This is a genomic window from Streptomyces sp. NPDC042100 (genome assembly GCF_055582325.1).
On sequence record NZ_JBVJDK010000002.1, the window covers coordinates 131,715 to 153,347 of the forward strand.

Genomic DNA, 21,633 nt, shown 5'->3' on the forward strand with positions numbered 1-21,633 from the left:
GACCGGCAAGCGGAAACGCCGGACGACCGGTGCGGGACCACCGGCCGTCCGGCTCGGGGCGCCGGCCGCGGAACCCCCGGTCCGCGACGGCGCCCCGACCCCGGTTTACGGGGCGCTCAGACCCAGCGTGTACGCGCCGGAGCCGCTGTAGGCGTGGACGACATAGCGGTAGTAGCCCGCGGTGCCGTTGTAGGTGATGTCCTCGTCGGCGCTCTCCGTGCCGCCGACCGCGACGTCGGCCCAGGCGGAGCCGTTCCACTTCTGGAGGTAGAGGTCGAAGTCCGCGCCGGCCGGGCCGCGCAGGCAGCCGGTGTGGGTGCCGGAGGTGGCCGAGTAGTAGTACGAGCCGTTCGGCTGGGCCTGGGCCTGGCCGGAGGCGAGGGTGCCCTGGTAGGTGTACTCGGCGTTGTCGCAGCCGCCGGGCTGCGGGTTGCCGGAGCCGACGGTCAGCTGGTAGGTCACCGTGTGGGTGGCCGAGCCGGTGCCGGTGACGGTGATCGCGTACGTGCCGTTGGGCGTGCCCGCCCCGGTCTGCACGGTCATCGTCGAGGAGCCGCCCGAGGTCACCGAGGACGGGCTGAAGGAGACGGTGGTGCCGCTCGGGGCGCCGCTCGCGGAGAGCTGCACGGTCTGCGCGCTGCCGCCGGTGGTGCTCGTGTTCACCGTGGAGGTGACCGAGGCGCCGGGCTGGACCGAGCCGGCGGCCGGGTTCAGGGCCAGCGAGAAGTCCGGGGTGGTGGTGCCGCCGCAGTCGGTCTCACCGGACTGGGCCGGGACGCCGATCGCGTTCCAGGCCGCCTTCACCGCGTTGCACTCGGCGCTGCCGTAGGTGTTCTTGGCGCTGGAGAGGGTCGCCTTGCGGGCGGCGAGGTGGTTCCAGGACGAGGTCTTCATCAGCAGCGCGCCCATGAAGATCTTGCCGGCCTTCTGGATGCCGATGCCGGTCACCGAGGAGGGGCCGCCGGAACAGATGGGGCTGGAGGGCTTGCCGCCGCCCGGGTTGGAGCCCTCGGCGAGCAGGTAGAACCAGTGGTTCTGCGGACCGGCCGCCGCGTGCACCTCGGTGCCCGAGCTCAACTGGGTGTAGCAGTTGGGGTCGTTGTTGGCGAGCGAGGGGTTGTACATGTAGCGGATCGGCTTGTTGTCGCCGAGGAAGTTCAGCTTCTCGCCGACCGTGTAGTCGGGGGTGTCGTTCGGGTTGTTGGCGAAGTGCTCGGTGAGCGCGCCGAATATGTCCCCGGTGGACTCGTTCATGCCGCCGTTCTCGTTGGACGAGCCGGAGCTGCCGGGGGTCCGGTCGAAGATCTCGTGACCGTACTCGTGGGCCACCACGTCGATGCCGGTGAGCTGCATCGTGCCGTTCTGGTTGCGCCCGTACGTGGTCTTGGTGCCGTCGTAGTAGGCGTTGACCTCGCTCAGCCCGGCGCGGGCCGGGACCATGCCGCCCTGCCCGTTCTGGCCGTTGTAGCCGAACCACTGCTTGAGCATGTCGGACTCGCGCTGGGCCGCGTACATGATGTCGACGCAGGCGGTCACCAGGTCGTTGGCGGAGCCGTTGCCCCAGGGCGAGGAGCCGGTGTAGGCGCTGCCGTTCTGGCCGCCGCACTTGAAGGAGCCTCGGCTGGTGTCGGTCATGGAGCCCGCGGCGGTGTCGATGGTGACGTTGCCGTTGTGGTAGCCGCGCCCGTCGGCGTGCAGGATCTTGTCGGTGGCGCGGGCGACGGCGCCGGTGCGGGCGTCGACGTAGGTGTCCAGCGAGCTCGGCAGGTCCTTGGCGGTGCGGCCGACGACCAGGGTGTGCCAGGTGAGGACCGGCTTGTTCCCCTTGAGGAGCACGGTCAGCTCCGGGGTGCTCGCGCTCTCGACCGAGGCGAGCTGCCCGCGGGCGGTGGCCAGTGCGGCGGCGGAGCTCACGGTGGCCTTGGTGGAGAGCCGGATCGCCGGGGCGGGCGCGGAGGTGACGTCGCGGACCTTGCCCGCGCTGTCGGAGAGGACCACGGCGTCGCCGCCGGCCACCGGCAGGCCCTTGTAGGTGCGCTGGTAGGTGGCGTAGTACAGGCCGCCGCTCCAGGGGGTGACGGCGGTGCGGACGAGCTCCTCGTCCACTCCGTGGCGCAGTCCGTCGAGCCCGCTGTCGGCGGCCTGGTCGGCGGCGGCCAGCGCGAGGGACTTGCCGTGCCCCGGCGGTACGGGCCGCGGTGCGGGCGCCGCGGCGGATGCGGTGCCCGCGAGGGTGCCCGCGAGGCTCGCCGTCAGGGCGAGCGCCGCGACGGCAGCCGAGAGTCTGGTGGGGTGCACGTCTGCTCCGATCAGGGTGGGGGGGGAGACGGTGGGACGCCCGAGTATGTGCGTGGACATGGCAAGTCGGGGACATCCCACCGGACATAAGACGCGCGTTATGGTCCGGACCCGCCGAACCCTGCCGCCGACCCTCACCCGCTGCGTACGCTGCTGAAATGCAGCTGGAGTTGAGGCATCTCGAAGCGGTCTGCCGGATAGCGGAGACGGGCAGTCTGGGGCGCGCGGCGGCCCGCCTCGGGGTCTCCCAGCCCGCGCTGTCCGCGCAGTTGCGCCGGATCGAACGGGCCACCGGCGGTGAGCTGTTCGTGCGCGGGCGGCACGGCGTGGACCCCACCCCGCTCGGCGAGTTCGTGCTGGCCAAGGCGCGCCGGGTGCTCGGCGAGATGGACGCCCTCGCGGCCGGCGCCCGCGCCGCCGAGCCGCACCCGACGCTGCGGCTCGGCTGCATCCTGCTGGTGCTGGTGGACCGGCTGCTCGGGGAGCTGGACCGGGAGCTGGCGGGCCAGGAGATCGCGGTCAGCATCGAGCACTCGGTGACCACGCTCACCCGGATGCTCGGCGCCGGGCAGTACGACGCCATCGTCTACGGGGAGTGCAACGACCACGAGGTGCCGCTGCCGGAGGGCACCGCGGCCCGCACCCTGATCCCCAAGGAGCCGTTCTGCGTGCGCATGTCGGCGGCCCACCCGCTGGCCGCGCGGGAGCGGGTGGAGCTCGCGGAGCTCGCGGGCGAGACCTGGATGACGCTGGTGGAGGACGACGACGGCGGCCCGGAGGCGCTGGTCGCCGCCTGCCGCAAGGCCGGGTTCACGCCGACGCTGCGCTACCGGATCGCCGACCGCAAGATGCACTACGACCTGATCGCGGGCGGCCGGGCGATCTCGGTGAGCCAGCCCACGGCACCGCCCGCCGAGGGGACCGTGCTGCGCCCGCTGGCGGGCGACCCGATCACGGGCCGCATCCGGCTCGCCTGGAACCGGGCGGCGGTCTCCGAGCGGCGGGCCGGGCTGCTGTACCGGGCGGCGGGCCGCGCCTATCTGGCGAACGTCCCCGCCAACGACTTCCACCGGGCCTGGTGGGACTCCCGCCCGGAACTGCACCCGGTGCTGGACTGAGGGGTACGGGAGCGGGGCGGGACGTACGGGGGGGCTGGGCGTACGGGCGCTGGGCGTATGGGAGCCCGGCGTACGGGAGCCCGGCGCTCAGGCTCCGGAAGGGGCGCCCGCCCCCGCCCCGGCACCCGCGCCCGCCTCGGCGGCCTCCGCCTCCCCGTTGAGCTCGCGGGCCATCAGGGTCGCCCCCGCGACCGCGCCCGGCATCAGCAGCACGGCCACGAAGGGGACGAGGAAGGCGAGGGTGAGCGGCAGCCCGAAGCCGATCGCGGCCATCCGGCGGCCCCGCAGCAGGCCCAGCCGCTCCTTGAGCTCGACGCCCCGGCGCTGGAGCGCGACCGCGGTCAGCTCCTCGGCGAGGAAGAAGCCCGAGACGCAGAAGCCGATCGCCGGGACGACGGTCTGGCCGGCCACCGGGATGAAACCGGCGGCGAAGAGCAGCACGCCGTACAGCGCGACCCGGAACAGGACCCGCAGGCTGTCGCGGGCCGAGATCCACAGGTCCTTCCAGAGCGGCAGCCCCGACTCGGGCACGTCGCCGCCCTGGCTGCGGTCGACCTCCTCGGACAGCGACTCGTAGAAGGGCTGCCCGACCAGGAGCGTGACGGCGGTGAAGGTGATCACCGCGAGGAAGAGCCCGAGGGCGAAGACCAGGAAGGTGAGGCTGCCGCGCAGCACGCCCTGCCAGGGCGAGCTCCAGTCGTCGGCGAAGGGGGTGGCCCAGGCCGTCAGGTCGTCGGCGCCGTAGAAGAGGCCGATGAGCGCCCCCACGTAGAGGACGAAGGTCACCAGTCCCGGCAGCAGCCCGAAGCCGAACCACCGCCCGTGCCGGCCCACCCACTTCTGACCTTGCACCAGGTAACCGAAACCCACCCCGAAATCGCGCATGGTGGTCACCCTAACGGCGGTCGACCGGACGCCCTCTTGTTGTTCCCGAGTTGAGACGGTAGACCCCTCCGTAATGATCATCGGACCATCACGGAGGTTCGCACGCATGGCACGACCCCGTTCCGTTCTGATCGCCACGACCTGCGCCGCGCTCGGGGCGCTGGTCCTGACCGCGCTCCCGGCGAGCGCCGCGCCGCCGGGCCCGCCGGGCCCCCGGCCCCATCCCGTACGGGAGGGCGGCGGGACCGACGACACCGCCGCCTCCCCGCTGCCCCGGGCGCTCGGCGTCCTCGACCGGGCGGCGGACCCGGCCGCCGACCCGGCCGCCGCGCCCCGCCCCGGCGCGGGCTATCCCCGGCGCACCGCCCTGACCGTGCCGCCCGCCGACCCGGCCGACAGGTCCCTGAAGCTGGGCCTCGCCCCGTACCACGCGCTCGCGCCGCGCCTCAACGCCCTCCAGCGGCTGGGCGACCGGGTCAGCGTCGAGGTCGCCGGGCGCTCGGCCGGCGGGCACGAGCTGTACCTGGTCACCGTCACCGCGCCGGAGTCCGCCGGGCAGAGCCGCGAGCAGGAGCGGATGCGCGAGCGCATCGAGAACGCGCCCGCCTCGGCCGCGAAGGACCCCCGGATCAAGGCCGCGTACAAGACGCCGGTCCTCATCAACAACAACATCCACGGCAACGAGTGGGAGGGCACGGACGCGGCCCTGAAGCTCATCGAGGAGCTGGCCCGCGCCACCGACCGCAAGACCGCCGGGCTGCTCGCCCGGACCCGGATCTACCTGAACGTGACGGCCAACCCGGACGGCCGGATCGCGGGCACCCGCGCCAACGCCAACGGCTTCGACCTCAACCGCGACTTCGTCACCGCCTCCCAGCCGGAGGCGCGGGCGATCCGCCGGATCGCCATCGACAAGCAGCCGGCCGTCATGCTGGACCTGCACGGCTACGTCAACGGCACCCTGATCGAGCCGACCACCCCGCCGCACGGCGAGAACTACGAGTACGACCTGTTCCTGAAGAACTCCTACGCCAACGCGCTCGGCATGGAGAAGGCCGTCAACGGGCTCGGCTACACCCCGGCGAAGGACGGCGTCGAACCCGCCGTCATCCCGTTCCGGGACATGCCCGAGGGCTGGGACGACTGGCCGCCGATCTTCACCCCGCAGTACATGCCGTTCCAGGGCGCGGTCGCCGCGCACACCGTCGAGTTCCCGATGGCGGTGAACAACGAGGAGTACGACACGCTGCCGGTGGCCGAGCTGCGCCGCCGCTCGGCGATCAACACGGCGGTCGCGGGCGCGGCGATGCGGGCCACCCTCGACTACACCGACGCGCACCGCGCCTCGGTCCTCGCGGACCAGATCGAGACCTTCCGGCGGGGCGCGGCGGGCGAGCCGCAGCGGCCGGTGTCGCCGGAGACGGTGCCCGGGGTGCCGGGGATCGGCCCGGAGGACGTGTACACGACCACGTTCCCGCGCGCGTACGTGATCCCGGCGGGCCGCTCGCAGAGGTCGGCGGTCGCGGCGGCGCGGCTGGTGGACCACCTGCTCGCCAACGACGTGCGGGTGGGGCAGGCGAAGGACGGCTCGTACGTGGTGGACCTGCGGCAGCCGAAGCGGGGCATCGCGAACGTGATCCTGGCGGACGGCCGGGACATCAGCGCCGACGTGTCGACGATGTACGACATCTCGGGCTGGAGCCTGGGCCGGCTGTGGGGCGCGACGGTGCGGACGGTGGAGCGCGGCCCGGTGCCGGCCGTGGTGCGCACGGTCCACACGGCGGCGCCGACCGGCTCGGTCGCCCCGCGCGGCGACCTGCTGCTGCGGCTGGACGACCCGAAGGAGCTGGCGGCGCTGAACGCGCTGCTGGCGCGCGGGGTCGCGGTGCGCCGCACGGAGCACGGGGCGGCGGTCGTGCCGGGCTCGGCGCGGCAGGCGGCCCGGGAGCTCGCGGAGCGGTACGGGGTGGTGTTCGGGGCCGCGAAGGAGCGGGGCACGGCGCCGCTGGTCCGCGCCCGGGTGGTGGCCTCGGCGGCGTCGGGCGAGCTGTTCGCGCTGCGGGAGATGGGCTTCGAGGTGGTCCCGGTGTCGGCCGAACGGCTGAACGCGGGCTTCCGCTGGGAGCCCGGAGACGTGCTGTACGTCTCGCGGGGCCTGGACTGGGCGGAGCTGTCCCCGGCGGCGCGGAGCGCGCTGCGGGCGGGCGGCGCGGGCGTGGTCGCGGTCGGGGCGGGCGGCGCCGCCTTCAACGCGGCGGCGGGGCTGCTGCGGGTCACGGCCGTCGCGGGCAACGAGGACGCCAACGGGGTGGTGCGGGTGCGGGCGGCGGACTCCCCGCTGGCCTCGGGCGCCCCGGGGCACGCCTTCGTCTACGGGCCGCTGTGGTTCACCGGGCTCGGGGCGGGGGTGCGGGCGGAGCTGACGTACGCGCCGGTCGCGCCGCTGGTCGCGGGCCACTGGCGGGCCTCGGCGGACGGCACGGGCGGTCCGGCGGACGCGGCCGGGCGGGCCGCGGCGGTGAGCGGGCGGGCCGGGTACGGCGCCCCGGTGGCGCTGATCGGCACGGAGCCGCTGTTCCGGGACCACCCGAAGGGCTCGTTCGCCCTGGTGGGACGGGCTCTGCTGGCCCGCTGACGGGCGGGCGCGGGCACACGTGAAGGAGGGCCGCACCTCGGTCGGTCGGGGTGCGGCCCCCTTCTACGGTATCCCGTGATCAGACCGCGAGCTCCACGGTGATGTTGCCGCGGGTGGCCTTGGAGTACGGGCAGACCTGGTGGGCCTTCTCGATCAGGCTCTTGGCGGTCTCGGCGTCCACGTTCGGAATGGTCGCCGAGATCTTCACGATGATGCCGAAGCCCTCGTCGTTCTTGCCGATGCCGACCTCGGCGGTGACCGTCGAGCCGGAGACGTCGGCGTTCTCGTTGCGCGCGACGACACCCAGGGCGCCCTGGAAGCAGGCGCTGTACCCGGCGGCGAAGAGCTGCTCGGGGTTGGTGCCGGCGCCGGAGCCGCCCATGGCCTTCGGCGGGTTCACGACGACGTCGAGCTGCCCGTCGTCGGTGGAGACCCGGCCGTCGCGGCCGTTCTCGGCGGTGGCGACGGCGGTGTAGAGGACGTCGGAGTGCTGGATGGACATGCGGATGTCTTCCTTCTTCGTTCGCCGCGACTCGCGCCCACGATCGCGACGGCTGAGGGAAGACTAACGGGTCGCCGAGACGATCATCTTTCCGGTGTTCTCGCCGCGCAGCAGACCGAGGAAGGCGTCCACGCCGTTCTCGATGCCCTGGACGGCGGTCTCGCCGTACGTCAGCTCGCCGGAGCGCAGCCAGCCGCCGACCTCCTGGACGAACCGCTGCTGGAGGCCGTAGTGGTCGCCGACCAGGATGCCCTGGAGGCGCAGCCGCTTGCCGATGATCATGGCCATGTTGCGCGGGCCCGGGGTCGGCTCGGTGTCGTTGTACTGCGCGATCATGCCGCAGAGGGTGGCGCGGCCGTGCACGTTGAGCGAGGAGATCGCGGCTTCGAGGTGGTCGCCGCCGACGTTGTCGAAGTAGACGTCGATGCCGTCCGGGGCGGCGGCGCGGAGCTGCTCGGCGACCGGGCCGTTCTTGTAGTTGAAGGCGGCGTCGAAGCCGAGCTCCTCCACGAGCCACGTGACCTTCTCGTCGGAGCCGGCCGAGCCGATGACCCGGGAGGCGCCCTTGAGCTTCGCCATCTGGCCGACCTGGCTGCCGACGGCACCGGCGGCGCCGGAGACGAAGACGGCGTCGCCCTCCTTGAAGGAGGCCACCTCGAAGAGGCCGGCGTAGGCGGTGAGGCCCGGCATGCCGAGGACGCCGAGGTAGGTGGAGAGCGGGGCGAGCTCCGGGTCGACCTTGGTGGCGTGCTGGGCGGGCACCTCCGCGTACTCGCGCCAGCCGAGGCCGTGCAGCACGTGGTCGCCGACCGCGAAGCCCTCCGCGTTCGACGCGACGACCTCGCCGACCGCGCCGCCGTCCATGGGGCGGTCCAGCTGGAACGGGGGGATGTACGACTTGGTGTCGTTCATCCGGCCGCGCATGTACGGGTCGACGGAGAAGTGCAGGTTGCGCACGAGGACGCGGCCCTCGGCGGGCTCGGCGACCGGGGTCTCGCGCAGCGCGAAGTCCGCGGGCACGGGCCAGCCGTGCGGACGGGAGACGAGGTGCCACTCACGGCTGGACGCGGGCAGTGCGGACATCGGCGGAGCCTCCTAAGAATCCTTCATGAACTGAAACAACCATGCGCCTCAATATTTCATGTTGTCAAGTATCGGAGTACGATGCGGCCATGCCCACCACACGCACGGACCCCCTGACGCTGGAAGTCGTGGAGCTCATCGGCACCGTCGTGGCGCGCTACCACGACGAGTACGAGGAGGCCGCCGCCCAGCACGCCCTCACCGGCGCGCAGGCCCGCGTCCTCGGCCTGCTCTCCCTGGAGCCGACGCCGATGCGGAAGATCGCCGAGAAGCTGAAGTGCGAGCCGTCGAACGTGACGGGGATCATCGACCGGCTGGAGGCCCGCGGCCTCGCCGAGCGCCGCCCCGACCCGGCCGACCGCCGCGTCAAGGTCGCCGCCCCCACCGAGGAGGGCCGCGAGGTCGCCCGCCGGCTGCGCGACTCGCTGCGCTTCGCCCGCGAGCCGCTCGGCGAGCTCACCGAGACCGAGCGCACCCTCCTGCGCGACCTGCTGAAGCGGATGCTCGGCACGGTCTAGCCGCACCGGACGCCACGGCTACACGCACCACCACAGGAAGCGGGTGCACGTCGGTGTCGGGCTCGGGGCCGGGGCGGGCATGCCGCTCGACGGCGTCGCCGTCGGGGCCGTCGGGGCCGGGCCGCTCGCCGTGGGCGTGGCGGTGCCCGAGGGCGCCCCGGTGGGCGTCCCCGCGGGTGCGCCGGTCGCGCGCGGGGAGGCACCGGTGGCCCGCGGCGAGGCGCCGGAGCCGTCGCCGGAGCCCGTCACACCTCCCGTACCTCCCGTACCCCCCGTATCCCCCGTATCCCCCGCACCGGAGCCGGAGCCCGTGCCCGCTCTGGTGGCGTCCGAGCCGCGCGAGGCGCGGCCGGTGGACGTCGGGGCCGGGGGCCCGGTGTTCCCGGCCGCGTCGGGATCTTCGGGGCCGTCGGGGGACGCGGCGCTCTCCGAGGGCGCCGGCTGCTCGGGGTCCAGGGGCGCCTCGACGCCGTCCGCCTCCTGGACGGCGGTGGCCGGGCCGCCCGCGTCCGGTTCCAGGGCCAGCCGCGCCGCGCTCAGCGCCCCGGCCGCGAGCACCAGGCCGAGGGTGCCGAGCAGGACCGCCCGCCCGCGCCGGGCCCGCGCCCGGCGTCCGCTCCGGCCCGCGCCGCGCGCACCCCGGCGGGCGGCGGCGCGCCCCAGCGCGGGGCGCGGCGGCTCCAGCGGGCCGAGCTCGTACGCGGCGCCGAACTCCGCCCCGGCGGGCGGGGGCGGGGGCGGCGGCTCGGGGGCGGCGGCCGGGCGGGGGGCGCGGTGCCGCAGCTCCTCGGCGGGGGTCCCGCAGCCGGCACAGGCCAGAGCGCCGTTGAGATGCCTTCGGCACGAGTGGCAGTAGTCCATGGCGCCCGCAGGCTATGCGGCCCGTCCGCCCGGCAGATAGCCGGGGAAGTGAGGATCCTGTGAGGGAAACCGCAGGTCGACGGCGTGCCGTCGCGAATCTCCCGCTTCGGGCAGGATGGCCGCATGACCCCTGCCGCCCCCTTTGGGCCGGACGAGTTCCAGCTCGTCCTGCTCCGCCGGATGGCCGACCACCAGCCGGAGCTCGTCGAGGACGCGCTGCGCGCGCTGGGCGCCACCCGCACCGCGATGCGCGAGGCGAACAAGCGCTGGCAGGCGCGGGCGCACGCCCCCTTCGGGCCGGGTGAACTCGACCGCTACCGCGCCGCCCTGGGCACCCCGGAGGCCCGGCGGCCGGTCCCGGGCCTGCCCGCCGGGCACGAGTCCTGGGTGTGGCCGGTGCCGCTCTGGCCGGAGCTCCGCTTCACGGTCCGCGCCGGCCCCGGCCGCGCCGTCTGGTCCCGGACCCTGACCAGGGCGCCGGGCTCCCCCGTACCCGAACTGCGCACGGCGGCCGACCTGCTGCCGTGGCGGTGCACGGTGGACGAGGTGTACGCGGCGTTCCCGGGCGCCCGGGTCCACGAGCAGCCCTCCCCCGCGCTGACCCGGCTGGGCCTGACGCTGCCCGACGGCTCGGCGTGCTCGGCCGAGTTCGCCTGGGGGCTGCTCCAGCGGCTGCCGCCCACGACACCCCGCGAAGCGCTGACCCGAGCCTGACCCTCCGTCAGCGAGGCGGCACCCCCGGGCGGCGCAGCACAACGCGCGCCCGGGCCGGGGCGGCAGCACGATGCCAACAGGACCGCGCTCCGCGCACCGCCTCGCCCGTGCCAGCACCGCACTCCGGAGGAACGCCGTGACCGTCAGCCTTGAGCAGCTGCGCCGCTGCCATGTCGCCGTCGACCTGGGGGCAGCCCGCACCCGGGTCTTCGTCAAGGGCGCCGGACTCGTCGTCGACGAACCGTCCGTCGCCGCCGTCAACACCCGCACCGGCGCGCTGATCGCCGTCGGCGCGCTCGCCGAGAAGATGACCGGCCGCACCCCGGACTACATCCGGGTGGTCCGCCCGGTCTCCGGCGGCACCGTCGTGGACATCGAGATGGCCCAGCGGATGCTCCGTCACCTGCTGGGCGACAAGCTGCGCCGCCAGCTCCGCCGCAAGCCCCGGCTGCGCGCCGCCGCCTGCACCCCGCACGACAGCGACCCGCTCGCCCAGCGCGCCGCCGTGGAGACCCTGGTCGGGCTCGGCGCCCGACGGGTCGAGCTGGTGGACACGCTGATCGCGGCGGCCGTGGGCTGCGGGCTCCCGGTGGAGCAGCCCACCGCCACCATGATCATGGTGTGCGGGGCGGCCACCACCCAGGTCGCGGTGCTCTCGCTCGGTGCCATCGTCACCGCCGAGCGGGTCCCGGTCGGCGGCGAGGCCATCGACCACGCGATCATCCAGCACCTGCGCCACCAGCACGAGCTGATGCTGCCGAGCCAGTCGGTGCGCCCGCTCCAGGTCGCCCTGCACGGCAACGGCCTGACGCTCCAGGGCCCGACGTACACCGAGATCCACGGCCGGGACGTGGCCACCGGACTGGCCCGGTCGGTGACCGTCGACACCGCCGCCGTGCGGGAGGCCATCCAGACCCCGCTGACCGCCGTCCTGGACGGCATCGGCAAGGTGCTCCGCGACTGCCCGCCGGACCTGGTGGCCGACCTCGCGGACCGGGGCATCATGATGGTCGGCGGCAGCGCCCTGCTCCCGGGGCTCGACCAGATGCTGCGCGAGGCCACCGGAATGCCCGTGCACATCGCGGAGCGGCCCGACGTCTGCGCCGTGCTGGGCCTGGGTGCGATGCTGGAGGGGAAGATCCAGCCACTGGTACTCGACCCGCTGACCGAAAGCGAATAGCCGCAGGCAGGGTGTTTTGTACGACAATGACCCCATGTCGATCATGGACGAGAGCGGTGCCGGGCCGCAGCCGAGCCCCGGCGGGCCCGACGCCTCCCCGGTCCCCGGGCTCCCCGTGCTGCTCGAAGCGGTCCTCGGCGTCGGCAGCGAGCTCGACCTGCGGAACACCCTCCAGCACCTCCTGGAGACCGCGACCCGGCTGGCCGGCGCCCGCTCCGGGACGCTCGGGGTCCTGGACCCCGAGCGCGGGACCGTCACCGACACGTACACCTCCGGCGCCGGGAGCGACCCGGCCCCCTCCGAGCACCCGGACGGGCACGGCGACGGCGACGCCCGCGACGGCGACGGCGACGGCGACGCCCGCGACGGCGACGGCGACGTCCTCGACGTGCCCATCCGGGTGCACACCGAGGTTTTCGGCCATCTCCGCCTCACCGGCGGGCGCGCGGGCTCCTTCACCGAGGAGGACCGCACCCTGCTGCGCGTCCTCGCCTCCCAGGCGGGCATCGCCATCGGCAACGCCCGCCTGTACGAGACCGCCCGGCAGCGCGAGCGGTGGATCGAGGGCGCCGCCGCCGTCACCACGGCGCTGCTCACCGAGGAGCCCGCCGAGGACGCCCTGATGACCGTCGCCGAACGGGCCAGGCTGCTCGCCGGCGCCTCCGCCGGCGTGGTCCTCCAGCCCACCGAGGAGGGCGGCATGGAGATCGTCGCCGCCTCCACCCCCGACGACCCCGGAGACCTCGTCGGCACCGCGATCGCCCCCGGCTCCCCCGTCCTGGTCCAGCTCCTCGGCGGCGAGCCGGTCTTCATCGAGGACTCGGCCAGCGACCCCCGGATGACCACCCACGTCCGCAGCCGCTTCGGGCCCTCGATGATGCTGCCGTTGCAGAGCGGCGGGAAGCTCATCGGCACCCTCGCCCTGCCCCGGCGCCGCGGCGACGCCCCGTACACGGCGGTGGACCGGCTGCTCGCCGCCCAGTTCGCCTCCCACGCGGCCCTCGCCCTGGTGCTCGCCGACGCGCAGCACGACCGGGAGCGGCTCGCCGTCTACGAGGACCGCGACCGGATCGCCCGCGACCTGCACGACCTGGTCGTCCAGCGCCTGTTCGCCACCGAGATGATGCTGGAGTCCACCCGCCGCAGAACCGAGGGCTCCTCTGACGAGGACACCCTGCTGGAGCGGGCCGTGGACGAGCTGGACGCCACGATCCAGGAGGTCCGCACCACGATCTTCGCCCTCCAGCAGCCCCCGGCGGACGCCCCGACCTCCTTCCGGGGCCGGGTGCTGCGGGAGACCGGCGGGGCGGCGGCCCTGCTCGGCTTCCAGCCCTCCGTGCACTTCTCCGGCGCGGTCGACACCCTCGCCGACGACGCCTCCGCCGGCCGGCTGCTCGGCGCCCTGCGCGGGGCGCTCGCCGCCGCGCACCGCCGCCCCGGCGTCGGCTCCGTGACCGTCGAGGTGTCGGCGGGCGAGGACGGGCTGCGGCTGCGCGTCGAGGACGACGGCACCCCGGCCGCCGCCACGGAGTGGCCCTGACCCGTCCGGCGCAACCCGGCGCGCACCGGCGCGCCTCCCGCCCTTGACTGGGGACGTGGACACCGAAGCGAAGATCCCCGTGGCCGCCTACCGCAACCTCGCCCTGGCGACCATCGGCTTCACGCTCACCTTCTGGGCCTGGGACCTGATCGCCCCGCTCGCGAGCTGGTACGGGGACCGGCTCTCGCTGAGCTCCTTCGAGCAGTCGCTGCTCGTCGCCGTGCCCGTCCTGGTCGGCTCGCTCGGCCGGATCCCCGCGGGCGCGCTCACCGACCGGTACGGCGCGCGGAAGATGTTCCCGCTCGCCTCGGCGCTCACCATCGTGCCCGTACTGCTGCTGACCGTCGTCAAGGACTCGTACGCCCTGATGCTGGTCGTCGGCTTCCTGCTCGGCATCGGCGGCACCACGTTCGCCATCGGCATCCCGCTGGTCAACTCCTGGTTCCCGCCCGCCAAGCGGGGCTTCGCCCTCGGGGTCTTCGGCATGGGCATGGGCGGCGTGGCCCTGTCCGGCTACTTCACCCCGAGGATCGCGAAGCACGGCGAGAACCTCCCCTTCCTCGTCGTCGCCGTCGCCCTCGCCGCGTACGCCGTGCTCGCCGCCCTGCTCATCACCGACCGCCCCGACCGCCCCGTCCCCGCCGCCTCCCTCGCCCACCGCCTCGGCCAGGCGGGCCGGCTGCGGGTCACCTGGGAGCTGTCCGCGCTGTACGCGATCGGCTTCGGCGGCATCGTCGCGTTCGGCGTCTACCTCCCGACCTACCTGAAGACCTGGTACGAGCTCGACCCCACCGACGCGGGCACCAAGGCAGCCGGATTCGCCCTGGTCACCGTCGTCTTCCGCCCCATCGGCGGCTGGCTCTCGGACCGCGTCCACCCCGCCCTGGTGACCTCCGCCGCGCTGGCCGTGGTCGCCCTCCTGGCGATCGTCCAGGCCTTCGACCCGCCGCTGAACCCCGGCGGCACCACCGCCCTGCTCCTGATGGCCGCCGGGCTCGGCACCGCGAGCGGCTCCGTCTTCGCCCTGGTCTCCCAGGTCACCCCGCAGGCCCAGGTGGGCAGCGTCACGGGCATCGTCGGCGCGATGGGCGGCCTGGGCGGCTTCGTGCCCCCGCTCGTCATGGGCGCCATCTACAGCGCCAAGGGCTCGTACTCGATCGGCTTCATGCTGCTGTCCGACCTCGCCCTCGCGGGCTGCGTCTACGCGTACGGCCGGATGCGGAACGTCCGGCCCGAGGGGGACCCGGCCCCGAGGTGAGCAAGGTCGCAGCGCGCCGCCCCTGACACGTGGGCAGAATGCCCCCATGAGCGCCCTGTTCCCGGCCCTGGGGGCCGCCCTCGGCCGAACCGCCCTGCGGTTCGGCCGAGACCCTGACGTACACGGAACTGGCCCGCGCCGCGGGCGCCCTGGCGACCCGGCTGACCGGCCCCGGCCGGTACGCCGTCTGGGCCACGCCCACCCCGGAGACCGCCGTCGCCGTCGTCGCCTGCCTGCTCGCCGGAGTGCCCGCCGTCCCCCTCAACCCCCGGACCGGCTCGGCGGAGCTGCACCACATCCTCAACGACAGCCGCCCGGCGGCCGTGCTCACCGCCGCGGCCGACACCCTGCCCCGCGAGACCGCGGGCCTCGCCCGGATCGACGTGGACATCCGCGCCCACGGCCGCCGCCGCGCCGAGGAAGCACCCGGCACCCCCGAATCCCCCGCCCTGATCGTCTACACCTCCGGCACCACCGGCCCGCCCAAGGGCGTGGTCCTCTCCCGCCGCGCGATCGCCGCCTCCCTGGACGCCCTCGCGGACGCCTGGCGCTGGACCGCCGACGACGTGCTCGTGCACGCCCTGCCGCTGTTCCACGTGCACGGCCTGGTCCTCGGCGTCCTCGGCCCGCTGCGCCGCGGCGGCGAGGTCCGCCACCTGGGCGCCTTCTCCCCCGAGGGCGTCGCCCGGGAACTCGGCGCCGGCGGGGGCACGATGCTGTTCGGCGTCCCCACCATGTACCACCGGCTGGCCGAGGCCCTCCCCCACGACCCGGCGCTCGCCAAGGCCCTCGCCGGCGCCCGGCTGCTGGTCTCCGGCTCGGCGGCGCTGCCCGTGCGCGACCACGAGCGGATCACCGCCGCGACCGGCCGCACGGTGATCGAGCGCTACGGCATGACGGAGACCCTGATGAACACCTCGGTCCCCCTGGCCGGGCCCCCGCGCCCGGGCTCGGTGGGAGTCCCCCTGCACGGCGTCGAACTGCGCCTGGTGGACGAGGACGGCACCCCCCTCCCGACCCCCACCGAGACGGTGGGCGAGATCCAGGTGAGGGGCCCGAACCTCTTCACGGCCTACCTCGGCCGCCCCGACGCGACCGGGGCGGCGTTCACCGAGGACGGCTGGTTCCGGACCGGGGACATGGCGGTCCGGGACGCCGACGGCCACGTCCGGATCGTCGGCCGCAAGGCCACCGACCTCATCAAGAGCGGCGGCTACAAGATCGGGGCGGGCGAGATCGAGAACGCCCTGCTCGACCACCCCGGGGTGCGCGAGGCGGCCGTCACCGGCGCGCCCGACCCCGACCTCGGCGAGCGGATCGTGGCCTGGGTGGTCCCCGCCGACCCCGCCCGGCCGCCCGGGCCCGAGGAGCTGGCCGCCCACGTGACGGCACTGCTGGCCCCCCACAAGCGCCCGCGCGAGGTCCGCTACCTGACCGCCCTGCCCCGCAACGACCTCGGCAAGGTCCTCAAGAAGGCGCTCCCGGAGGCCCTCGATGGCTGACCGGCTCACCGCCCGCGAGGCCGTCGCCCTGGTCGCCGACTCCTTCGCACCGGCCCCGGCACCGTCCGCCGGCCTGCCGCCCGACGGCCCCCTCGGCTGGACCGGCTACGACGCCTCCCGGGCCCGCGCCGCCGAACGCACCGGCGCGGACGAGTCCGTGGCGTACGGCAGGGCGACCGTCGGCGGCCGGCCCTGCGTCCTGGCGGTCTTCGAATTCGGCTTCCTCGGCGGCTCGCTCGGCCGTGCGGCGGGCGACCGCCTCGTGGCCGCCTACGACACGGCCGCCCGCCTCCGCCTGCCCCTGCTCTCCCTGGTGGCGACGGGCGGCAGCCGGATGCAGGAGGGCATGATCGCCCTCACCCAGCTCCAGCGGATCGCCGCGGCGGCGGCGCGGCTGCGCGCGGCGGGTGTGGCCCATGTGACGGTGCTGCGCGACCCCTCGACCGGCGGCGGCTGGGCCACCGTGGGGGCGGGCGCCGACGTGGTCCTGGCCCTGCCCGCCGCGCAGGTGGCCTTCGCGGGCTCCCGGGTCCGCCCACCGGACGCCGACCCGGCCGCGTACACGGCGGAGGACCAGCACGCCCACGGCCACGTGGACGCCCTCGTACGACCGGAGGACCTCCGCGCGGCCGTCGCCCTCTGGCTCCGCCTCCTCGGGGAGGGGACGACGGCGGGGAGGGCACCCACCGAGGCGCCGGCGGAGGTCCCCCACGCCCTGGGTCCGGCGGCGCACCCCGCCACCGGCTGGCAGGCGGTGCGGGCGGCCCGCGCCCAGACCCGGCCGCGCGCACCCGCCTACCTGGACGCGTACTTCACGGAACGCGCCACGATCAGCGGCGACCGGGCCGGCGGCGCGGACCCCGGGGTGGAGTGCGGCTTCGGCCTGCACGAGGGCCGGGTCGTGGCGTACGCGGCGCAGAACGGCGGGGCGACCCGCCCGGCGGGCTTCCGGACCGCCGCGAGGCTGGTGCGGCTGGCCGGCCGGCTGGGCATCCCGGTCCTGACCCTGATCGACACCCCGGGCGCGGCGAACGACGCGGCGGCGGAGCGGGCGGGCGCGGGCCCGGCGATCGCGGAGGCGTTCACGGCGATCGCGGAGGCCCGCACCCCCGTGACCTCGCTGCTGATCGGCGAGGGCGGCTCGGGCGGCGCGCTCGCGCTGGCCGCCCCGGGCAACACGTGGGCCGCGCCGGGCTCCTACTTCTCCGTCATCGCCCCGGAACTGGCCGCGCAGATCCTGAAGCGGAGCCCCGACCGGGTCCCGGAGACGGCGGAGCACCTGCGGCTGCGCCCCTCGGACCTGCTGGAACTGGGTGTGATCCAGGGCCTGGCCGCCCCCGCCCCGGGCTCGGGCCCGGCCCCGGCCCCGGCCCCGGAACGGCACGGGGCCCCCTCCCGGAAGAGGGGGCCCCGCGCCGAGCCGGATGACGGGTCAGGTCAGCCGATGTCGCCCGCGCAGTAGCTGAAGTCCCCACAGACGACGACCGTGTTGTCCACCACGGTCACGACGTTGACGTCGCCGTCGCCCTCGTCGCCGTACCCGTGGGCGAAGGCCGTGCCCGAACCCGAGAGGACGACGGCGGCGGCCAGAGCGGCCGTGGCGATGAACTTGCGCATGAAAACCTCCTGAAGAGCGGAGTTGCTCGACCGGAGCCTCGCCGGGGCATAGTCCTTCGGCAAGCGCCCGCGCCCTGACCGGGGTGCGGGATACCCGTTCGGGCGGCGCGTTCGCTAGTTCACGCCCACCGCCCGGATGAGCTCCTGGGTGACGGCGCCGCCCCGGTCGTCGTGGGCGCCGGCCCGCAGCGAGACGGAGCCCGCCGCGCGCGGAACACGCAGCTCGCCGCGCCAGGAGCGGTCGAGCGGGACCTTGCTCCAGGTCTTCCCCTCGTCGTAGGAGACCTCCAGCGTGCCGCCGCCGATCCGGCCGGTGCCGGTGGCGCCCGCCACGTACGCGGCGGAGATCTTCACCGGGACGCGGGCGCCGCCCCGCACGTCGCCCTTGAGGTCGGTGCCGAGGTCGAAGCCGAGGTTGATCAGCGGCAGGTAGGTGACCTCGTCGGCCGGGGTCTCGGCGGACCGGAAGGTCCACTCGGCGTGGCCCCGGGTGCCGAGCCGCCAGCGCGCCGGGTCGAGCGCGGTGTCGGTGACGACCTTGTACGCGGCCTCCTCGGCGGGGGCGTCCCAGGCGTAGGCGCCGGAGCTCTTGCGGCGGTCGACGCGGACCCCGTTCACGTACACCTCGGTGTACTGGGTCATGGTGTCGTCGTTCCACACGTCGCCGAAGCCGGTGTGGTCGGGGCCGGAGTCGCCCCAGCCGGGGGTGTTGAAGCGCAGGTCGTTGCCGCTGCGCTGCTGGCCCCAGCCGAGCCCGGTGCCGAGCCAGGGGTGCCAGACCGGCTTGAACCACGCCAGCTCGCTCGTGGTGCCGCCCCGGTAGACGGACCGGCCGCCGCGCTGTTCCAGGGAGTCGCCGAGGTCGACGGACTCGTGCCAGTACTGGCCGGTGCCGGTGGAGACGTATTCGGTGCGCTCGGCGGGGAAGTCGATCCGCTCCTTGAAGCCGAAGCCGATCCGGAAGGTGTCGGTGAGCGAGTAGCGGAACTCGCCGCCGGTCTCCTGGCGGGCCGTCGGCATGTGGAACGTCGAGCGGATCGTGGCCAGTTCCTTGCGTCCCGGCCGGAAGACCAGGTCGGTCCCGATGGCGCCGGGGTGCCCTTCGGAGAGGTCGTACGTGTACGGGGTGAGCCGGGTGCCGGTGAGGTCGAGCCGGGTGCCCCGGGCAGCGGCGCGCGCGAGGCGGGCGGCGTCGGCGGTGTTCACGGTGGCGACGGCGAGCGGCCGGTCCTGGTAGTCGGCGGTGCCGAACCAGGCCATCAGGCGGCCCGGCACGTCGTCGGTGACGAACAGGGCCCCGGCGCCCGCGTCCTGGGCGGCCTGGGCGAGCGCGACGGGGTCGGCGCCGTCGGTGCGGCGGACCAGGACGGCCTTGCCGCGCACGTCCTTGCCGGCGTACTCGGCGGGGGTGCCGGTACCCGCGTCGGCGACCTTGAGCCGCCGGGTGCCCTCGGGGAGGGCGCCGCCGGGCTGGACGGTGGCCTCGGCGAGCCGGGTGCCGCCCGCCGTCGCCTCCAGCATCGGCTTGCCGAGCCGCCAGACGGTCCGGTACTCGAAGGAGCCGGTCGCGGGCTTCGCGGTGGGCGCGGCGAAGACGGAGTCGTAGGTCGTGGGGACCTGGACGGCGCCGCCGTAGGAGACGCCGTTGGCCTGGCGGTCGAACTCCATCAGGAGCTGCCGGGTCTCGGTGCGCCGGTCGACCTCGGCGCGGATCTCGCGCAGCCGCCGCCCGTCGAGGGTGATCTCGCGGTCGCGGTCGAGGACGGTCTCGGGCGCGGTGAGGAAGCCGAGGCCGAGGGAGTCGGCGCCGTGCGAGCCGCGCACGTCGAGGAAGGTGTCGACGGAGTACGTGCCCGGCTTCAGGCGCAGCCGGAGGGTGCCGGAGCCGTCGACGGAGACCGGGAAGGGGTCCTCGCCGGCCGTCAGCCGCTGGACGCCGAGGCGGGCGGCGGCGGGGGCGCCGTCGCGGTCCTTGACGTGGACGGTGAGGGTGTAGCGCTCCTCCTCCTTGACCAGGCCGAGCGCGGTGTGGGCGACGACGGCGCCGGCCGCGCGGGCGGTGATCCGGCCGGAGCTGGAGCCGACGGGGGCCTTGGCGCCGTCGCCGGTGACGGTGGTGGCGGCGGTGCCGTGGGCCGGGACGGTCAGGGCGCTGTCGGCGAGGACGGCGCTGCCCTCGGGCATCCCCTCGACGGCCAGGTCGAGGCGGACGGGCGCGTCGGAGCCGTTGGCGTACGTGACGGTCCGGGTCACCGGCTTGTGCGTCTCGTACGGCCAGGCGACGAAGCCGAGGTCGGCGGAGCCGGTGGCGGTGACGTCCGAGGCGATCGCGGCGCCGACGTCGACGCGCCCGGCGCCGAGGTCGTAGGCGGAGTCGGGGAGCGTCTTCGAGCTGGACATGAGGGCGTTCTTGAGCTGGGCGCCGGTCCAGTCGGGGTGCTTCTCGGCGAGCAGCGCGGCGACACCGGCGACGTGCGGGGTCGCCATCGAGGTGCCGCTCATGGCGGTGTAGAGGCCGCTGCCGGGCAGGAGCTGGGAGCGGGCGGCGAGAATGCCGACGCCGGGCGCGGACAGGTCGGGCTTGAGGCCCTGGTCGCCGTAGCGCGGGCCCTTGCTGGTGAAGTAGGCGGCCTCGTCGGCGGAGTCGACGGCGCCGATGGTGAGCGCGGAGTCGGCGGCGCCGGGCGAGCCGATGGAGCCGGGGGCGCCGGAGTTGCCCGCGGCGATGACGAAGAGGGCGCCCGTCTCGGCGGACAGCGTGTTCACGGCCTGGGCCATGGGGTCGGTGCCGTCGCTGGGCTCCTGCGACCCCAGGCTCATGGACACGACCTTGGCGTCGACGTCCCGGGCGGCCCACTCCATGCCGGCGATGATCTGGGACTCGCTGCCGTAGCCCTCGTCGCTGAGGACCTTGCCGACGGCGAGGGCGGCGCCGGGGGCGACGCCCTTCTCCTTGCCGTCGGAGCCGGCGCCGCTGCCGCCGACGGTGGAGGTGACGTGGGTGCCGTGGCCGTTGCGGTCGGCGACCTCCTCGCCCTCGATGAAGGAGCGGGTCTCGGCGAGGCGGCCGGCCAGGTCGGGGTGGCCCGCGTCGACGCCGGTGTCGAGGACGGCGACCTTGACGCCCTTGCCGGTGAGCCCGGCCTCCCATGCCTTCGGGGTGCCGATCTGGGCGTTGGACTCGGCCATGTCGGCGGTGACCCGGGCGTCGAGCCAGACCTTGGCGGGGGCGGCGGCGCGGCGGGAGGGCGAGGTGGCGGTGAACTCGCGCCAGAAGGCGCCCGGTTCGGTGACGGTGAGGGCGGCGCCGCCGATGCTGGGCAGGGCGCGCACGGTCGCGGTGCCGCGCGGGGCGGCGGCGGCTGCCGCTCGGGCGGCGCGGCCGTTCCCGTACGTGACGATGAGCGGCGTCCGGCCGGTGACGCCCTGCGCGACGAGGCCGCTGACGTCGAAGAGGCGCCGGTCGAGGACGCCGGAGTCCAGGTAGGGGCGGGCCTCGTCGGGTATGACGGTGACCTTGCCGTCGACGGTCTCGCTGCGGACGGCCCCGGTGGCGCCGGGGGGCCGCTCGACGGTGACGGTGCGGTGGCCGCCGCCGGCGTCGGCGAGGGTGACGCGGTCGCCGGTGACGAGGGTGACGGTGACGGAGCCGGTGGGGCCGGAGGCGCCCGGGTCGGCCGGGGCGCTGCGGAAGGTGTCCGGCACGGCGGCGGGCGCCGCCGCCCCGGCGGGGGTCTGGCCGACGGTGAGCAGCAGCAGGGAGAGCCCCGCGGCGAGCAGGCCGGCTGTCCCCCCTCCGGCGGAAGGTCTGATCACGACACACTCCTCGGCGCCCGGGGGAAGAGGTGGTTCCGGGCGTCGCGTGGAGTCTGGTCAGCGGTGCGGGAGTTGACTCCCGTGACGACTGGCGGCTATGCGCCGT

15 protein-coding genes and 1 pseudogene are annotated in these 21,633 nt (G+C 75.0%); 9 read left to right on the forward strand and 7 right to left on the reverse strand.

Features of this window, described 5'->3' with window-relative positions; all coding sequences use genetic code 11:
- Positions 1 to 105 precede the first annotated feature (105 nt).
- A complete protein-coding gene (locus tag ACZ6J5_RS04830; protein ID WP_469387653.1) occupies positions 106 to 2,298 on the reverse strand; it encodes a M4 family metallopeptidase in 2,193 nt (730 codons plus the stop codon).
- A 158-nt stretch (positions 2,299 to 2,456) separates the two neighbouring features.
- On the opposite strand from ACZ6J5_RS04830, the gene ACZ6J5_RS04835 reads away from it, so the two are divergent.
- Positions 2,457 to 3,416 carry a LysR family transcriptional regulator gene (locus ACZ6J5_RS04835; RefSeq protein WP_469387655.1) on the forward strand — a complete coding sequence of 320 codons (960 nt, stop codon included), beginning with the start codon at positions 2,457 to 2,459 and terminating at the stop codon, positions 3,414 to 3,416.
- An 87-nt stretch (positions 3,417 to 3,503) separates the two neighbouring features.
- On the opposite strand, the gene ACZ6J5_RS04840 is transcribed toward ACZ6J5_RS04835, so the two are convergent.
- Positions 3,504 to 4,301, reverse strand: a complete 798-nt coding sequence (locus ACZ6J5_RS04840; RefSeq protein WP_469387657.1) for an EI24 domain-containing protein — start codon at positions 4,299 to 4,301, stop codon at positions 3,504 to 3,506.
- A 106-nt stretch (positions 4,302 to 4,407) separates the two neighbouring features.
- On the opposite strand from ACZ6J5_RS04840, the gene ACZ6J5_RS04845 reads away from it, so the two are divergent.
- Positions 4,408 to 6,936, forward strand: coding sequence for a M14 family zinc carboxypeptidase (locus ACZ6J5_RS04845; protein WP_469387659.1), 2,529 nt, complete (start codon positions 4,408 to 4,410; stop codon positions 6,934 to 6,936).
- A gap of 79 nt (positions 6,937 to 7,015) precedes the next feature.
- Here ACZ6J5_RS04845 and ACZ6J5_RS04850 read toward each other — a convergent pair whose 3' ends face one another.
- Together ACZ6J5_RS04850 and ACZ6J5_RS04855 are read right to left on the reverse strand one after the other, a co-directional pair.
- Positions 7,016 to 7,438, reverse strand: coding sequence for an organic hydroperoxide resistance protein (locus ACZ6J5_RS04850; protein ID WP_362475026.1), 423 nt, complete (start codon positions 7,436 to 7,438; stop codon positions 7,016 to 7,018).
- Positions 7,439 to 7,501: 63 nt separating this feature from the next.
- On the reverse strand, positions 7,502 to 8,521 hold the full coding sequence (locus ACZ6J5_RS04855; RefSeq protein WP_469387661.1) for an NADP-dependent oxidoreductase: 1,020 nt from the start codon (positions 8,519 to 8,521) through the stop codon (positions 7,502 to 7,504).
- 89 nt (positions 8,522 to 8,610) lie between these two features.
- Here ACZ6J5_RS04855 and ACZ6J5_RS04860 point away from each other — a divergent pair, with 89 nt between their 5' ends.
- Positions 8,611 to 9,039 (forward strand): MarR family winged helix-turn-helix transcriptional regulator, encoded by a 429-nt coding sequence (locus ACZ6J5_RS04860; protein WP_469387663.1) that lies wholly within the window; start codon positions 8,611 to 8,613, stop codon positions 9,037 to 9,039.
- Positions 9,040 to 9,057: 18 nt separating this feature from the next.
- Here the strand turns inward: ACZ6J5_RS04860 and ACZ6J5_RS04865 are convergent, their stop codons facing one another.
- Positions 9,058 to 9,900: an SCO2400 family protein gene (locus ACZ6J5_RS04865; protein ID WP_469387665.1), complete on the reverse strand. Its 843-nt coding sequence runs from the start codon at positions 9,898 to 9,900 to the stop codon at positions 9,058 to 9,060.
- Positions 9,901 to 10,023: 123 nt separating this feature from the next.
- On the opposite strand from ACZ6J5_RS04865, the gene ACZ6J5_RS04870 reads away from it, so the two are divergent.
- The 6 genes and pseudogenes from ACZ6J5_RS04870 (at position 10,024) to ACZ6J5_RS04895 (ending at position 17,556) form a co-directional block, all read left to right on the forward strand.
- A complete protein-coding gene (locus ACZ6J5_RS04870) occupies positions 10,024 to 10,614 on the forward strand; it encodes a hypothetical protein (RefSeq protein WP_469387667.1) in 591 nt (196 codons plus the stop codon).
- 136 nt (positions 10,615 to 10,750) lie between these two features.
- Positions 10,751 to 11,794, forward strand: a complete 1,044-nt coding sequence (gene mreB, locus ACZ6J5_RS04875; protein ID WP_469387669.1) for a rod shape-determining protein MreB — start codon at positions 10,751 to 10,753, stop codon at positions 11,792 to 11,794.
- 34 nt (positions 11,795 to 11,828) lie between these two features.
- Positions 11,829 to 13,334: a GAF domain-containing sensor histidine kinase gene (locus tag ACZ6J5_RS04880; protein WP_469387671.1), complete on the forward strand. Its 1,506-nt coding sequence runs from the start codon at positions 11,829 to 11,831 to the stop codon at positions 13,332 to 13,334.
- Between the two features lie 43 nt (positions 13,335 to 13,377).
- Positions 13,378 to 14,592 (forward strand): MFS transporter, encoded by a 1,215-nt coding sequence (locus tag ACZ6J5_RS04885; RefSeq protein WP_469387673.1) that lies wholly within the window; start codon positions 13,378 to 13,380, stop codon positions 14,590 to 14,592.
- Positions 14,593 to 14,638: 46 nt separating this feature from the next.
- A pseudogene (locus ACZ6J5_RS04890) lies at positions 14,639 to 16,094 on the forward strand (acyl-CoA synthetase).
- Positions 16,087 to 17,556 (forward strand): carboxyl transferase domain-containing protein, encoded by a 1,470-nt coding sequence (locus ACZ6J5_RS04895; protein WP_469387675.1) that lies wholly within the window; start codon positions 16,087 to 16,089, stop codon positions 17,554 to 17,556. Before ACZ6J5_RS04890 ends, ACZ6J5_RS04895 begins: the two are co-directional and overlap by 8 nt.
- On the opposite strand, the gene ACZ6J5_RS04900 is transcribed toward ACZ6J5_RS04895, so the two are convergent.
- Together ACZ6J5_RS04900 and ACZ6J5_RS04905 are read right to left on the reverse strand one after the other, a co-directional pair.
- The gene (locus tag ACZ6J5_RS04900) at positions 17,532 to 17,711 is read right to left on the reverse strand and encodes a hypothetical protein (protein ID WP_469387677.1); all 180 of its coding nucleotides are present in this window, start codon (positions 17,709 to 17,711) and stop codon (positions 17,532 to 17,534) included. The genes ACZ6J5_RS04895 and ACZ6J5_RS04900 overlap by 25 nt on opposite strands.
- A gap of 114 nt (positions 17,712 to 17,825) precedes the next feature.
- Positions 17,826 to 21,524 (reverse strand): S8 family serine peptidase, encoded by a 3,699-nt coding sequence (locus ACZ6J5_RS04905; protein WP_469388648.1) that lies wholly within the window; start codon positions 21,522 to 21,524, stop codon positions 17,826 to 17,828.
- Positions 21,525 to 21,633: the final 109 nt, after the last annotated feature.